This is a genomic window from Lacticaseibacillus camelliae DSM 22697 = JCM 13995, from assembly GCF_001436615.1.
Lineage (GTDB): Bacteria > Bacillota > Bacilli > Lactobacillales > Lactobacillaceae > Lacticaseibacillus > Lacticaseibacillus camelliae.
This window is the reverse complement of sequence record NZ_AYZJ01000052.1, coordinates 1-15069: the sequence shown is the minus strand read 5'-3', so window position 1 is coordinate 15069 and position 15069 is coordinate 1. Positions and strand designations below refer to the sequence as shown.

Annotated in this window: 12 protein-coding genes; 4 read left to right on the top strand and 8 right to left on the bottom strand. The window is 56.6% G+C overall.

What is annotated here, in order from left to right; translation table 11 throughout:
* Positions 1-1138 precede the first annotated feature (1138 nt).
* The 3 genes from licT (at position 1139) to FC75_RS08960 (ending at position 5475) form a co-directional block, all read left to right on the top strand.
* Positions 1139-1978, top strand: coding sequence for a BglG family transcription antiterminator LicT (gene licT / locus FC75_RS08970; RefSeq protein WP_056989695.1), 840 nt, complete (start codon positions 1139-1141; stop codon positions 1976-1978).
* Positions 1979-2082: 104 nt separating this feature from the next.
* A complete protein-coding gene (locus FC75_RS08965; RefSeq protein WP_056989694.1) occupies positions 2083-4017 on the top strand; it encodes a beta-glucoside-specific PTS transporter subunit IIABC in 1935 nt (644 codons plus the stop codon).
* 18 nt (positions 4018-4035) lie between these two features.
* Positions 4036-5475 (top strand): glycoside hydrolase family 1 protein, encoded by a 1440-nt coding sequence (locus tag FC75_RS08960; RefSeq protein ID WP_056989693.1) that lies wholly within the window; start codon positions 4036-4038, stop codon positions 5473-5475.
* Between the two features lie 208 nt (positions 5476-5683).
* Here FC75_RS08960 and FC75_RS08955 read toward each other — a convergent pair whose 3' ends face one another.
* From FC75_RS08955 to FC75_RS08940, 4 genes are all read right to left on the bottom strand, one after another.
* Positions 5684-6421: an amino acid ABC transporter ATP-binding protein gene (locus FC75_RS08955; RefSeq protein WP_056989692.1), complete on the bottom strand. Its 738-nt coding sequence runs from the start codon at positions 6419-6421 to the stop codon at positions 5684-5686.
* Positions 6418-7884, bottom strand: coding sequence for an ABC transporter substrate-binding protein/permease (locus FC75_RS08950; RefSeq protein ID WP_056989691.1), 1467 nt, complete (start codon positions 7882-7884; stop codon positions 6418-6420). The genes FC75_RS08955 and FC75_RS08950 overlap by 4 nt, the downstream gene beginning before the upstream one ends.
* A gap of 190 nt (positions 7885-8074) precedes the next feature.
* Complete coding sequence (locus FC75_RS08945; protein WP_054665151.1) at positions 8075-9400, bottom strand: MATE family efflux transporter; 1326 nt, start codon at positions 9398-9400, stop codon at positions 8075-8077.
* Positions 9401-9599: 199 nt separating this feature from the next.
* Complete coding sequence (locus FC75_RS08940; protein ID WP_054665147.1) at positions 9600-9950, bottom strand: sigma-70 RNA polymerase sigma factor region 4 domain-containing protein; 351 nt, start codon at positions 9948-9950, stop codon at positions 9600-9602.
* Between the two features lie 248 nt (positions 9951-10198).
* On the opposite strand from FC75_RS08940, the gene FC75_RS08935 reads away from it, so the two are divergent.
* On the top strand, positions 10199-12004 hold the full coding sequence (locus FC75_RS08935) for a helix-turn-helix transcriptional regulator (protein ID WP_056989690.1): 1806 nt from the start codon (positions 10199-10201) through the stop codon (positions 12002-12004).
* A gap of 97 nt (positions 12005-12101) precedes the next feature.
* On the opposite strand, the gene FC75_RS08930 is transcribed toward FC75_RS08935, so the two are convergent.
* The 4 genes from FC75_RS08930 to lepB form a co-directional block, all read right to left on the bottom strand.
* The gene (locus FC75_RS08930) at positions 12102-12425 is read right to left on the bottom strand and encodes a heavy metal-binding domain-containing protein (RefSeq protein WP_054665137.1); all 324 of its coding nucleotides are present in this window, start codon (positions 12423-12425) and stop codon (positions 12102-12104) included.
* Between the two features lie 19 nt (positions 12426-12444).
* Complete coding sequence (locus tag FC75_RS08925; protein WP_054665133.1) at positions 12445-13212, bottom strand: ABC transporter permease; 768 nt, start codon at positions 13210-13212, stop codon at positions 12445-12447.
* Positions 13213-13214: 2 nt separating this feature from the next.
* Positions 13215-14123: an ABC transporter ATP-binding protein gene (locus tag FC75_RS08920; protein ID WP_056989689.1), complete on the bottom strand. Its 909-nt coding sequence runs from the start codon at positions 14121-14123 to the stop codon at positions 13215-13217.
* 105 nt (positions 14124-14228) lie between these two features.
* Entirely contained in the window at positions 14229-14912 is a 684-nt protein-coding gene (lepB, locus tag FC75_RS08915) for a signal peptidase I (protein WP_054665127.1), read from the bottom strand.
* Between the last annotated feature and the right edge of the window lie 157 nt (positions 14913-15069).

The following is a 15069-nucleotide window of genomic DNA, read 5'->3' as shown; positions in this document are numbered from 1 at the left end:
TCATGGCCTTTCTGGTCTAGTCGTCAGGGTGTTGCACTTGAATTGTAAACTGGGGATGGTATTTCGCTTTGGCTTCCGTTCACTCATTGGCTCCTCCTTCCGCATTGATCGCATAAAAAAACAACCCTCACGAGTTGGAAGAAGACCCTATACTTGGCCGCAAGCAAACAAACGCACCACCCGAAAAGACTTCCCCCAAAGACTTTCATAGAAAATATTATAGAATAATGGGGTATTGTTTTCAATCATAAATAATAGTGAATATGTTTATAGAATATTGTTATCAAGCGAATCAACTCTCAAACCACTCTTTTTCACCTTGTACACGTGTCCCGGACCGCAACTCATGTCGTCCGAATCGTCACCAAGCGTAGGCTAAAGCTAACTATAAAGTCATGGCCCCCCTCATGAAGAGGGTTCGTTCAATCCAATTATTTTTACATGATTTCGCAGGCCGTGGCTGACAACCCATCCTTCGGCTTGCGGTCTCTATAGGCGGCGTCGACTTAAGGAAAATACACGAGGGCATTCACGAGTGATTGGTTTATTCCGCTCGCATCCGCGCCAATCGGACGTTAAAGAGCAATGCTGGAAGCTGAAAATCAATCCTGCCGGCAGCGAGGCAATCAGCTAAATTGTTGCCTAATCATCACCATTCGGTTTGTCTTAATTACTATGAATTTATTTCCTAATAGTTAGCCCCTGGTCTCCCCCACAAGTCTCTTTAAGCATCCGCCCAGGTCTGTGAATCGTTTTAAAGAAAGCATAATTGGTTCTATAAAAACGCTTTACCGCTATTATCCGTCTTTTGTGCCTTGAATCGGGCACCCGATATGGCTTGGGCCGTACCATCTCCTCTCCAGCCCCGGCCATTAAGCCCGCTTCCTTGACGGGTCACTGAAAGCTGGTCTACGAGTCCCCCCTCTGCCGGAAAGATTGGCGTAGACCGTTCTTGACAGCGGTGTCAAAGATGACTACACTGATAAACTGTTGGCGCGAGGTGATTGCTTCGGCAAGCCGCACCGCCACTCATCAGAAAACGTCAGATAAGGTGTTATCGAGCAATCGAGCATGACTTATCCACACCAGGTGTCTTTGGTATGGGTGAGTCTTTTTTCATCTAAAGGAGGGACCGCTGGTGATTTTCAAACGCGTGTTGAACAACAATACCGCCATTGCCACCAACCACGACGGGCTCGCCGTGCTGGTCATGGGGTCGGGCCTCGGCTTTGGTCGCAAGCCCGGCGAGGAAGTGCCGCTGGCCAAGGTCGAAAAGACATTCCTGCTCAAGGACAAAGACGCCCTCAGCAAGTTCACCGACCTGGTCATCGACGTCCCCATGAGCATCATCGATGCCGCCGAGCGGATCATCAACTTCGCCAAGATCAAGCTGGGCCGAAAGCTCAACGACATCATTTACGTGAACTTGACCGATCACCTCGACATGGCCGTCAAGCGCGCCCGGCAGGGAGTCTTCCTGACCAACGCGTTGAAGTGGGACATCGCCCGGTTCTACCCGGACGAGTTCGCCGTTGGGCAAAAAGCCGTTGAGGTCGTCAACCAGGCGGAACACGTCAACTTAGGCGAAGACGAAGACGCGTTTGTCGCGATCCACTTCGTCAACGCGGAAAGCGAAGGCGGCGTCGAACAGGACCTCGCGTACGAGACGACCAAAATCGTCAAGGCGTGCGAAGGCATCGTGAAGGACTATTTTCACACCGAGTTCGACGAGCAGTCGCTGAACTACTACCGCTTCATCACCCACCTGAAGTTCTTCGCCCAGCGCGTGCTGCAAGGCAAGCACTACGACGAAGAAGACGGCGACATGCTGGCGACGATCAAGGCGCGCTACCCGCGGCCTTACGCGTGCACTAAGCAAATCGAGGCGTACATCGCCAAGACGTACCATTTTCAAATCACCAGTTCTGAACTGCTTTTCCTGACCGTGCACATCAGCCGGTTGGTCAAAAACCTATAATCCGCGTTTTCTGGGGTGTTATCACATTGTGAGCATGACCCAGTTCACCATTGCAATGGCGAGCTGGGTCTTTTTTTACCGAAATTATTCAAGGAGATGTCAGTATGAGTGTTCAAGATTCTGCCAAGCAGATTTACGAAGGCGTTGGCGGCGAGGGCAACATTAACTACCTCACGCACTGCGTCACCCGGCTGCGTTTTCGCCTCAAGGACGAAAGCAAGGTCGACGATGCCAAAATGAAACAGATCCCCGGTGTCATGGGGATCAACCACCAAAACGGCCAGTACCAAGTGATCATCGGCAATGCCGTGTCTGATTACTACGCCGCCGTCGTTAAGTTGGGCAACTTCCCTACGGACGAAAACAGCGACGCCAGTGCCACGGCGACTGCCGCACCGGCCGAGAAGTCCGGCAACTTGTTCGACCGCTTCACCAACTTTATTTCGTCCTGCATGTCGCCTTTGATCCCTGCGCTGATCGGCGGCGGCATGATCAAGGTCGTCCTGATTCTCTTGACGACCCTGCACTGGATGAGTGCCACCGGTCAGACCTACACGATCCTCAGCGTCTTCGGCGACGCGCCGTTCTACTTCCTGCCGATTGAACTGGCGATCACCGCTTCCAAGTACTTCAAGGTCAACCAGATGATGGCCGTCATCGCTGGCGCCATCCTGATTCACCCGAACTTCATCAAGTTGGTCAATCTGGGCAAGCCTGTTCATTTGATGGGTCTGCCGGTCACATTGGCCAGCTACTCCAGCTCGGTCATTCCGATCCTGCTGATCGTCTGGTTCATGAAGTACCTTGAGATGTTCCTGGAAAAGTATCTGCCAGCCAGCCTCAAGAGTATTTTGAAACCGCTGCTTGAGATCTTCATTGTCGGCGTGATCGGGCTGGTCGTCATCGGCCCAATCAGCACCTGGGCCGGCGATCTCCTTTCCTGGATCGTGCTCTTCATCAACAAGCACGCGTCCTGGCTCGCCATGCCACTGATGGCCGCCTTCATGCCGCTGATCGTCATGACCGGGATGCACTGGGCCTTTGCACCCATTTTCCTGGCTGCCTCGGTCGCAACGCCTGATAGCCTGATTCTGCCTGCCATGTTGGCCGCCAACCTGGCCCAAGGCGCGGCCAGTCTGGCTGTTGCCATCAAGACCAAGAACAAGAACACCCGTCAGGTCGCCTCTGCCGCTTCCATTTCCGCGTTTCTGGCCGGCGTCACCGAGCCCGCTTTGTACGGGGTTTCGCTCAAGTATAAGAAGCCGCTGTACGCCGTCATGATTTCCGGCGCCGTTTCCGGCCTGTACATGGGCATTGTGCACCTGAAGTCCTTCGCGTTTGCGATTCCTTCCCTGCTGTCTCTGCCGCAGTTCGTCAACGCCAAGTATTTCAGCAACATTATCAACGCCGTCTTTGTCGCCGTCATTTCCATTGTCCTGACCTTTATCCTGACCATGGTCTTCGGCTTCAAAGACGACCCAGACCCATCTGCGAGCAAGACGGTGGCACCAGCAGCCGCCGGTGCTAGCGCCAGCGCAACGGCCACGGTTGAGCAAACCAGCTCGACGGTTGCCAGCGGTGCCAAAACCACCAAAAAGGTCTTCAGCCCCGTCAAGGGTGAACTGATCACCATGGAAAGTGTCAATGATGCGACCTTCGCCCAGAAAATGCTCGGCGATGGCGCCGCAGTTATTCCCGAAGACAACCACTTCTACGCGCCATTTGACGGCGTGATCGAAACCGTCTTTCCGACTAAGCACGCCATTGGCCTGAAGAGTGATACCGGGATCGAAGTCCTGATCCACATTGGCCTAGATACCGTTGAGCTCAAGGGTAAGTATTACACCGCGCATGTTGAAGCCAACCAGCGCGTGAAGAAAGGCGACCTGCTGATGGATGCCGACCTCGACGCCATTAAGAAGGCCGGCTACGACACGACCACCCCGGTCGTGGTCACCAACACCAAGGACTTCGTGGAAATCCAGCCGAGTGACAAGACCCAGGTCACCAATGACGATCCACTGTTCTACGTGGTTTAAGCGAAAGGAGCGACTCGCATGTCAGCTTTTCCTAAAAATTTCCTGTGGGGCGGCGCCACTGCCGCCAACCAGCTGGAAGGCGCGTACAATGGCGATGGCAAGGGCTTGTCCATTGCCGACGCCTTGCCCGGCGGTCCGGACCGCTTTAAAATCGCCAACCAGCCGGACTTCGACTGGTCGATCGACGAGACCAAGTACCGGTACCCGAACCATTCTGGCATCGACTTTTACCATCACTACCAAGGCGACATCAAGCTATTCGCCGAAATGGGCTTTAAGTGCTACCGCTTCTCGGTGGCCTGGAGCCGCATCTTCCCTAACGGCGACGATACACGCCCTAACGAGGCCGGCCTTAAGTTTTACGACCGCGTGATCGACGAGTGCCTCAAGTACAACATTAAGCCCGTCATCACCATCAGCCACTACGAAATGCCGCTGAATCTGGTCACCAAGTACGGCGGCTGGAAGAACCGCCAGCTGATCGACTTTTACGAAACCTACGCGCGGGTGATCCTGAACCGCTACGCTGCCCGCGTGAAGTACTGGATGACGTTCAACGAGATCAACTCGGCGCTGCACTTCCCGGTCATGGGCCAGGGCCTGGTCAAAAGTAACGGTGCCGACAAGATGCAAAACATCTACCAAGCTTGGCACAACCAGTTCGTCGCCGGCGCTCGGGCGGTCAAAATTGCGCACAGCCTGCGTCCCGACCTGCAAATCGGCTGCATGCTCCTGTACGCGACGACTTACGCCTATGATGCCAACCCGGAGAACCAACTCGCAGCGCTGAAGGAGAATCAGGCGTTCAACCACTTCTGCGGCGACGTGCAGGTGCGTGGCACCTACCCGGCTTACACCGAGTCCGTGATGAACCGCTACGGCTTCAGCTTCAAGGACCTTGACGTCACCGCCGAGGACCTCGCCACCCTCAAGGCTAACCCGGTCGACTACATCGGTTTTTCCTACTACATGTCAACGGCGGTCAACGTCACTGACAAGTCTCTGGAAACCGCCAATGGCAACCTGGTCGGCGGCGTCCGCAACCCGTTCCTGAAGGCGTCGGACTGGGGCTGGCAGATCGATCCAACCGGCCTGCGCATCGCGCTGAACGAGCTGTCGGACCGCTACCAAAAGCCCGTCTTCGTGGTTGAAAACGGCTTGGGGGCCAAGGACGTGCCGGACGCCAACCACTTTGTGCAAGACGACTACCGCATCAACTACCTGCGCGCGCACATCCAGGCGATCCAAGGCGCCTTGGCAGACGGCGTCGACGTCATGGGCTACACGCCATGGGGCTGCATCGATTTGGTCTCCGCCTCGACCGGCCAGATGAGCAAGCGTTACGGATTCATCTACGTCGACCTTGATGATCAGGGTAACGGCTCAGGCAAACGCTACAAGAAGGCGTCGTTCGGTTGGTACAAGCAGGTCATCGCCTCAAATGGTGAGCGCCTGTAATCATTCAGTTCCCCTATTTAAATCGAAAACGAACCCATCCAGTCAGCAAATTAACTGGATGGGTTTTGTCGACCGAATTGATGATCACAAGGCGCCATCGTTGGTTCGGCTGAGTATATTTCCCGGGAAAAGCAATCGACCAGCTGTTTTCTTGCCACAATAAAAGCGCCTCAATGAAGTGAGACGCTCAGCTTGTCTATTATCAGTGTCAGGCTTCCAGTACCTTCTGCAGGAAGCTCTGCAGCCGCTCGTTCTTGGGGTGCTCAAAGACCTGATCCGGCGTGCCGGATTCCTGGATCTCGCCGCCTTCAAAGAAGACGACCCGGTCGGCAACTTCCTTGGCGAACCCCATTTCGTGGGTCACGACGACCATGGTCATGCCCTGCTTGGCCAGCTTGCGCATGACGCCCAGCACGTCACCGACCATTTCGGGATCAAGGGCCGAAGTCGGCTCGTCAAACAGCATCATATCCGGATGCATGGTCAAAGCTCGCGCAATGGCGACCCGTTGCTTTTGGCCGCCGGACAGGGTGCTGGGCATGGCATCGACCTTGTCAGCCAGCCCGACGCTGTCGAGCATGCGGCGGCCCTCCTTGTCAGCCTCGTCCTTGGTCATCATGCCGAGCTCGGTCGGCGCCAGCGTCACGTTTCCTAACACGGACATGTTGGGGAACAGGTTAAAATGCTGGAACACCATCCCGATCTTGGCACGGACCTTGTCGATGTCGACATGTGGTTTCGCAATATCGGTCCCATCGATCAGGATCTCACCTGAGGTCGTGGTTTCCAAGCCGTTCATCATGCGCAGCACGGTCGATTTGCCGGCACCAGACGGGCCAATCATGGCAACGACCTCGCCGTCTTCGACCTTCAGGTTAACACCGCGCACCACGGTGTTGGTGCCGTATTTTTTGACAACATTCTTCATTTCGATCCGTGTGGTCATGCGTGGACCCTCCTTTGCACCCAATTCGACAGCCACGTCAGCAGGGTGATGATGATCAGGTAAATCAGCGCCACCATCGTCCAGATCTTAAAGCCCTCCATGTTGCGGGCGATGATGATTTTCCCAGTCTGGGTCAGCTCCATCAGACCCAGGATCGACAGAATCGAGGTGTCCTTCAGGGTAATGATGAACTGGTTAATGAAGCTTGGCACCATGATCCGCAGGCCTTGCGGCAAAATGACGCGCCGCATCGCCTTGCCCCACGGCAAGCCCAGACTGCGGGCAGCTTCCATTTGGCCGACGTCGACCGAATTGATCCCGCCTTTGACAAAGGCAGCGGTGTACGCACCTTCGTTCAGCGTCAGCGTGACGATTCCGGCGACGAACGCGGGGATCTTGGTCCCGATCACCATTGGCACACCGGTGTAAATGAACAGCGCCAGCACCATCAGCGGCAGGCCGCGGAAAATGTAGATGAAGGTCGTCGCAGTCCCCTGCGCGATTTTGTTCGGCACCACGCCCAGCAGGCCAATCAGGACGCCGACAATCGTGGCACATAAAATGCCCACAACGGTCAGCTGAATCGTCTCGCCGAGGCCGCTCATCAGCGTGCCCCAGTTCGACTTCAGTAGGCCCATGAAGGTGCTGCTGGTGTCGTTGGTTTCCTTGGCCTTTTTATCCGTGTCGGCCTGGGACCCATTGCCGAGGTATTTTTCGACGATCTTCGTGTACTCGCCAGACTTGCGCACCTTTTTCAGGCCGGCGTTGATCTTCTTGACCAGCTCCGGGTTGGACTTGCTGACCGCGATGCCGTAGTCGTTAGCCATCGCCATTTTCATGTTGCCTAGCTTCAGGCCGAGGCCAGTGGCGATCGCGTACTGCATGACCGGCTTATCCTCGAAGCAGGCCGCGGAGTTCCCTGAGATGACGTCCTGGTACACGTTATTCGAGTCGTCAAACGTCACCGTCTTGAACCCGTACTTCTTTTTGCTACTGTTGGCGTAGTCCGCCGAGGCGGTCCCGGTTTTAACCGCGACCCGCTTGCCACGCAGCTGTGACAGCTTGGTGATGTGACCCTTCTTGGCAACCGCCATCACGACCCCGGATTGATAGTAGGGATCAGAAAAGGCAAACACCTTTTTCCGCTCGGGGGTAATGCTCATCCCCGCCATGACACCGTCGACCTGGTTGGCCTGAAGCTCCTGAACCGCACCGTTGAACGAGGTCGCCTTCAGCTGGACCTTAAAGCCCTCGGCCTTCGCGATGGCGCGGATCAGGTCAATGTCGATGCCGACGCGCTTGTTGTTCTTATCGGCGAATTCGAAGGGTGGGAACGTCGTATCCATGGCGATCGTATACGTCTTCTCGGCCGCTTGCACCCGTTCGGGTTTGGCCACCTGCCCGGAAAAAATGCCAAGGCCCAGGGCCACAACCAGTCCGATGATTCCCCAATGACGTCTCACACCAAATCGCCTCTTTCTGAACTTAATAGTTATAGGTTACAGAAAACCCGAACGAGTGTCGACCGATTATGTCAGATAACCTGACATCGGTTCAGAAATATCTGACACTTCTCATCAAATGCCAGTGTTTGGCACGTCATTAGAATGAAAAAAACGCCTCGAGCATGCTCGAGACGTCTCGTTTTTTTCCCTAAGCTAACATGGTCCGCTTGCTGCGGTGATACAACCCGTAGCCGATGACGCAAGTAATGAGGTCCGCGGCCGCCTGGGCCCAGACGATGCCGTCAAAACCCAGCCACTGCGGCAGCAGCCACAGCGCGACCGCGAACACGACCCCTTGCCGGGAAACCGCCATGATCAGCGCACTCAGCCCCTGGCCCACCGACTGAAACACGGTAGTGAAAACCAGAATGGCGCCGATAAACGGCGTGGTGATCAAGAGTGCGCGCATCATCAAACTGCCCATGCTGACGATCGCCGGCCGGTTCATAAACAGCGCCACCAGCGGTTTGGCCAGCAGCATCAGCACCGCCGCCGCGACCAGCGCATAGCCGATTTCCACGATAAAATCGAACCGCAAGATCGCCGCCAGTCGTTTGTGCGCCTTGGCGCCGAAGTTATAGCCAATCAGCGGCTGGGCCCCAAAGGCAAAACCGACCATGATCAGCATGACAATCATGTAGACTTTTTGCGCGATGCCCATGGCGGCCACGGCGCTTGCGCCGTAAGCGGACAGGCGCTGATTTAGCAGCATCGTCCCCAGGCTCTGCATGAAATTAGTCAGGCTGGCGGGAATACCAATGGCGAGGATCGACCCCACGGCCGCCCGGCTGGCCTTCGCGACCTTAGGGGCAATGCTCAGGTACTGGGCCTTGGTCTGCGTGAACCACAGCAGCAGCCCTGTGTTCAGCGCGTAACCCAGGACGTTCGCCAACCCGACGCCACTAGCACCCCAGTGCAAGCCGAACAGAAAAATCGGATCCAGCACGATGGTCAGCGCCGTGCCCGCCAGTGTGGCGATCATCGACTGCTTGGCCAGGCCTTCCGTGCGTATGATGTTCCCCGGCACCAGCGACACGATGATAAACACCGCCCCGATTGCCAGCATGGAGTAAAACGCCCCAGCGTACTGCCGCGTCGCCGCAGTGGCCCCCAGCATTGTCAGGATCGGCTGCTTGAACACCAGCAGCAGCACCGTAATGACTAGCGACAGCGCCACCGCCGCGTACAGGCAAAAGCTCGACAGCGCCCGCACCTGCGCGCGCTTGCCGTTGCCCAGCAGCCGCGACAACAGCGCGGAGCCGCCGAGGCCAAAAATATCACCGACCGCCAGCATAAACGAGAACAGGGGCGCCCCCAGCGTGACCCCTGCGACCAGATCAGCATTCCCTGTTTGAGCCACAAAAAAAGTGTCGACCAAGTTGTAAACCATGCTGGCGACCATTCCTAAGACAACCGGCAACGCCAAGTGCATGTATGCTTTGGGCACCGGCGCATGGGCAAATAAATCATCCATGTTTTCCCTCCAAATCGCGCAGTTGTCCGCGCGAAAGTCGCTGATGCCGGTCGCTCGCCCTTAGACTTGCCTAATCAACGCTGCTTCTATCTTAGCATCAACGTGGTCGCGCCACCAAAAGCTTGGTCAAGCGGGAGGTCACAAAGTGATCGAAAATGGCAATATAAAAACCGCCAGCACTGGGCCGACGATTTCACGATTAATCCTTATTCACAATGTTTCCCACCGAGGACTTGGAGATCTTCAGCAGGCTGGCAATTTTCCGGTAGGACATCCCCTGCTGCCACAAGGTGATGACCTGCTTCTGCACGGAAATCGGCACCCCGCGATGCGAGGCCTTGTTGGCCTCCTGGGCAAGTGGGGTCATTTTGATCTCGCAAGCGGTCCCTTCTGCCTGATTGGCCACGCGCTGAGCTTCCACCGCGCTGTAGGTGATCCAAGTCTTCTTGAGGTCCTTGGTCCAGCCGGGCAAAAGCAGCAGGTCATCGTCCTCGAGGAATTCGCCGTACTCGTTGACAACGGTGTACCGCTTCAATTCAACTGTTGCCATGCGCATCCCTCCCGTTTACTTATGTGTCCATTGTAGCGCATTCAGGCAAGGGGTTCACCAACCGACCGGAGTAAACTTCGGCCTGATTTTAAATTGACGCCTAAAATTTTCCCAGGCTAGATGCATTGGCCACAACCGAATGTGCAGATATACAAATTTGCTTATCAGCACCGCCGCCGTGCATTAGGCTAAAGGTCAAGTTAGCCGCGGCGTTATACTAAAGGGTAACCGGAAGGGAGGGGGCAACCATGAGCACACCAACAGACACTGGGCACCGGCTCGGCAAGTTCTTTCGCGACCGCAGAACCGGGCGCGGCCTGACGCTTGAAGAGGTCACCGGTGCCGGCTCCAGTGCCACCCTGTCACGCTTTGAGCGAGGCGAGATCGACATTAGCGCCGACAAGGCCATTCGCGTTCTTCAGCAAATCGGAAGCGGCTACTTCGACTTCATGGATTTCTACAACAGCGATACCGCTAATTTTCCCTTGGAACTCCAGGAAATCATCCAACTCAACGACACCGGCCAGTTAAAAAACCGGGTGCAGAGTTACCTAGACGCTCATCCCAAGCCCACTGCGATGACGCGGTTGGCCCACATCCTGCTCGAAGCGGGCACCCACTGGCCTGATCCGAATTATCACCTCAGCGCGGCCGCCGAGCAGGAAGTCGCCGACCGCCTGGCAGTGCCCGAAACCTTCAACTTTCTGGGCCTCGAGCTCCTGAAGGCGGTCATCGGCCCCGCCAGCCCTGAGCTGCTTGACCTGCTTTGGCAGCGAACCAAACGGGTCAGTGGCGAATGGCACGAGATGGAGGTACTGATGCTTTGGCTTGGGGCGCTGATGCACCGCGATCAGCCAATGATTGCCGCCATGCAGACAGAGCTTCGGCCTTATTTCACACATCTGCAAAGTTACGCCTCGGCCCAGGAGTTTGCGCCCAACTGGCAGTACGGGGTGGCGGTTGCACGCTGGATCAAGGAGCCCACTTTGGCAAACGCCGACCAGGTAGAAAAATTGATCAGTACCTTATACGCCATGGGGATCGAAACAGACGCCCAGTGGTTCACGATGATGTTTGCACGCACCAAGGCTAGCCAAGTCCAGCACAACCCCGCGCTGGTGGACCATCCGCTCACCTACACTGTAGCTGCCACGCCTGGTGACGTTATCCGCTTTCGGCGTCAGGAAATGGGCATGCGGCAAAAAGATCTGGCTGCGATCGTCAGCCCGGCTGCCTTGCACCGGTTTGAAACTGGGCAAACCCAGTTGTCCTTCGGCAACCTCATGCGGCTGTGCGGTACGCTAGCGCTGCTGCCCTCACAAATCCTAGAACGAGTCACCCCACCGGCCGGGCCCAAACCGTTATCCTTAAACGAGGCCTTCAGGCGGATCCAGTACCGACCCTTAGCGGCAAAAACGGACCCGCAGCAGGTGATCACCACTTTCGCCACCCAGCTGCCAGGCATCCCCTCACGCATCCTGGATCAGGAACTGTTCATCCTCAAGGTCGCGGCGAATCAACCAGACGATGCCGCGGGCAAAATGCGGCAGATGGCGGCACAGAGTTTTAATCAGCTCATGCAGGTCAATCACTGGGAGGCCATGGAAATGTACTCGGTCCAGGCACTAGTCAACTGGCTGGACCCGGCGCAGCTTGCGCTAGTCTTCAACAAGGGTTGGCGCCTGATGAAGCTCCACCCCGAGCTGATCGGTGGCGTTCACTACTGCATCGGCTTTTGCCAGGCGGTGCGTCGCGTCGTGACCGAGTTTCCGAGTCAGGCTGAGGAGTTTATCGCCCAGTTCACCTGGCTCGAAGACGACCCGAAGCGCGAGCTTCTGATCGCGACCCCGTACGGGTGGCAGATGTTAGGGGCTTGCCTGTTCGCCGCCTACTCCCTCGCACCGTCGGCCAAACGGCGAGCCAAGTGCGAGCAGTTTGTGCACCGCGCGCTGCGCGTAGGCCAGGGCAATATCGTCACCACCTTGGGCCACGATTGGCACGCGCTACTGCCGGAAGGCTTCCTGCCCAGGCTGATCCAGAGTTATCAACCGTAGTTCGTGCGTCGGGCAGGCATCTAGGGCATTATGAACAACAAGCGGTCTTCCGGGGAGGGAAGGCCGCTTATTTTGGTCTGATCATTTTGTAAAAGGCTTAGTCGGTAAACTTCACCGCGGTGCCATACGCGACCACGGACTGCATGTCCTGGGCGATCGAACCGGAGTCAAACCGCATCATGACCACGGCATCGGCGCCTTGCGCGGCCGCCTCGTCCCGCAGCCGGTCAACGGCGGTTTGGCGCGACGTTGACAGCATTTTCGTGTATCCCTTAATCTCGCCGCCGACCAGGCTCTTGAGCCCGGCGCCGAGGTCGGACACCATGTTGCGCGACTGCGTGGTGACGCCGAAGACCTCGCCGATGATCTCGTACTCGTGGTTCGGAATGTGTTCGGTAGTGGTAACAATCATTTCAGCCATCAGATTCTCCTTTTCCCGCCTAGATGCTGCGCTTGCGGAAGCTCAGGTAGGCGATAAACCCAAAAATCACAGTGTAAACCAAGGTGCCGGCGATCATGGTTTCCGTGCTCATGTAGGTTGAGTGCGCCATGCTTGGATTAAGGATCTGCGCCCCGACCAGCAGGAATGTGAACGGGTTCCACTTCACCCAGTGCCAGTGGCCAATCGCCACCAGCAGAAGCGTTGCGGCAAGCGTGATCAGGAAGTACCCAACCAAGCCGGTCGCGATCGCCGCGGCATTGCTTTTAAACAGGGTGGACAGCAGCAGCACGACCGACAGCAACAACAGGTCAACGAGTAAATCCCCGCCGACGCGCTTGAAGTAAGTCTGCAAGGCGGTCGTGCCACCAATCTTGGCCATCCAGTCGTAACCAGGATGCAAGATCAGGGTCAGGATGAAGGTCATCGCGCAGGCCACCGCCTGCAAAAACGCCAGCTGCAAAAGCACCGTGATGATCTTCGCCACAAACACCTGGCTGCGATAATACTGCCGGTACAGCAGCTGCTTCATCGTGCCGTACTGGTACTCCATTGAAACAATCGAAGCCGTGGACGCAATGGCGATGAAAATCACGATTTCCCCCATGATATAATCCTCAGAAGCCAGCGCGCCAGCTGGGAACCATGTCGGTTGCATTTTGCCTAAGATGCCAAAACCAATCTGGCCCAGCATCATGATCAGCGTGGCAATCAGCCAGCCGCGCTTGTGGCACTGTTTGTACACTTCTTGTTTAATCAGTGTCCCCATGACTAAGCCTCCCCGCCATCTGTGTGCATCATGTCCAAAAAGGCCCCTTCAAGGTCGTGCGCCTGCTGCGTAATCGAGACGATCGCCACGCCGCCTTGCACCAGCGCATAAAGCGCATGGTTGAGGTCGCCGGCCTTGGCCTGGGTCAAGATAATCGCACTGCCCGCGGTTTCAAACGGGTGGTTCGCCATCGCCATGGCCGCCTTGGCCTGGTCGAGGTTGCTGACCTCAATGGTGTAGCCGACGCCGCCTTGCTGCTCCAGCGCGTCCATCGTTGAGTGCTTGATGATGTGGCCGTGATTCAGGATCAACACGTCATCGGCAAGCTTTTCCAGCTCGGACAAAATGTGACTGGAGATCAGGATACTGGTGCCGCGCGCAGCCAAGTTGCGCAGAAGGTCCCGCAGATCCTTGACCGCCTGCGGATCCAGCCCGTTCATCGGCTCGTCGAGAATCACGAGCTTCGGGTCATTGACCAGCGCCTGCGCAATGCCCAACTTTTGCTTCATGCCCAGGCTGTAACTTTTGGCCGGCAAGTCGATGTACTTGCCCATCCCCATGGCGGCGATGATGGTTTCCACATTTTTGGCCTTGCCGTGCTGATTGGCAAAAAGCGCCAGCTGCTGGCGGCCGGTCATGAACGGGTAAATGCCCGGGTACTCGATCAAGGCGCCGACGTTGCGCAGCGCTTGGTGCGAGGTAATGGACACCGGCTGGCCCTTAATGTCGACCCCGCCGCCGTTCACCGGGATCAGCCCCAAAATGGCCTTCATGATCGTGCTTTTCCCTGCGCCGTTCGGGCCGACAAGCGCGACGATGTGGCCTTCTTCAACGAAAAAGTCCACCCCGTGCAGCACCTGTTTTTTGCCAAATGACTTGTCGAGATGATCAACTGTCAGAATCGTTCCCATACCTTACTCCTCCCGCGCGCCTGCGCGCCGTCTATGCGTAGGATACACCCGCGCCGCCAGAAAAAGAACGATTACGCCCATAACAATTTTGTTAGCTGACCGCCGCTACTCGCGCGGCCGGGTGAGCATCGTCCTTAGATCCGGCCAGCAGGCGGTCAAAAACCACGCCACGACCAACAGCATCGGCAGAAAATGAATGAGGACCCACAACGCGTTTTGCGCCGGGCCCGTGCGCCGGATCGGCAGCTTCGCCAGGACGACCCCGGTGATCTGCGTGCGGTCGATCGGACCAAACCAGCGTGAATCGGCGGAGTTTGGCCGGTTATCCCCCATCACGAAGTATTCCCCACCGCGCAGGTACGACGAGCGCTGATAACTGGGATCGGTGAACGGCTGGCCGCCATCCGGTCGCCCGTCGTACTGGTACTTGGCGTTGTCCATCGGGTGCTTGACGTACGGCTCCTTCAGCGGCCGTGAGTTGCGGTACACCTTAGTCTGATTGATGCCGATCAAGTCTCCCGGCATGCCGATCACCCGCTTGACCAGCTGCCGGCGCGGCGGCAAGTAAGGTACTTTGTCAGCGTTGGCAAACGTCACGATGTCGCTTTGCTTGGGTTTTAACCCAGTGTGCCGCAGCAGCCGGTAATTGGCGACCAGCAGCCACTGACCGGACTTCAACGTCGGCGCCATCGACTGCCCGCGCACGGACTCCAGTGGTGTGAGCACACTAAATAAGGTGGCCACGATCATCAAGACAAATAACACCCGCGAAACGGCTTTTCTGGTCATGTGCCCACCTCCTAGTCCTTTTGGTTATACCATGCTGAAGGCGGTCTTGTCCGGTCGGTGACTTCTTTTGCCGCAGCCTTGGCAAAAAAATAACCAGCAGCAAACAATCTAAGATTAGTTCCGGCGAGAATTGAGGCTTCACCTCGATTCTTACCGG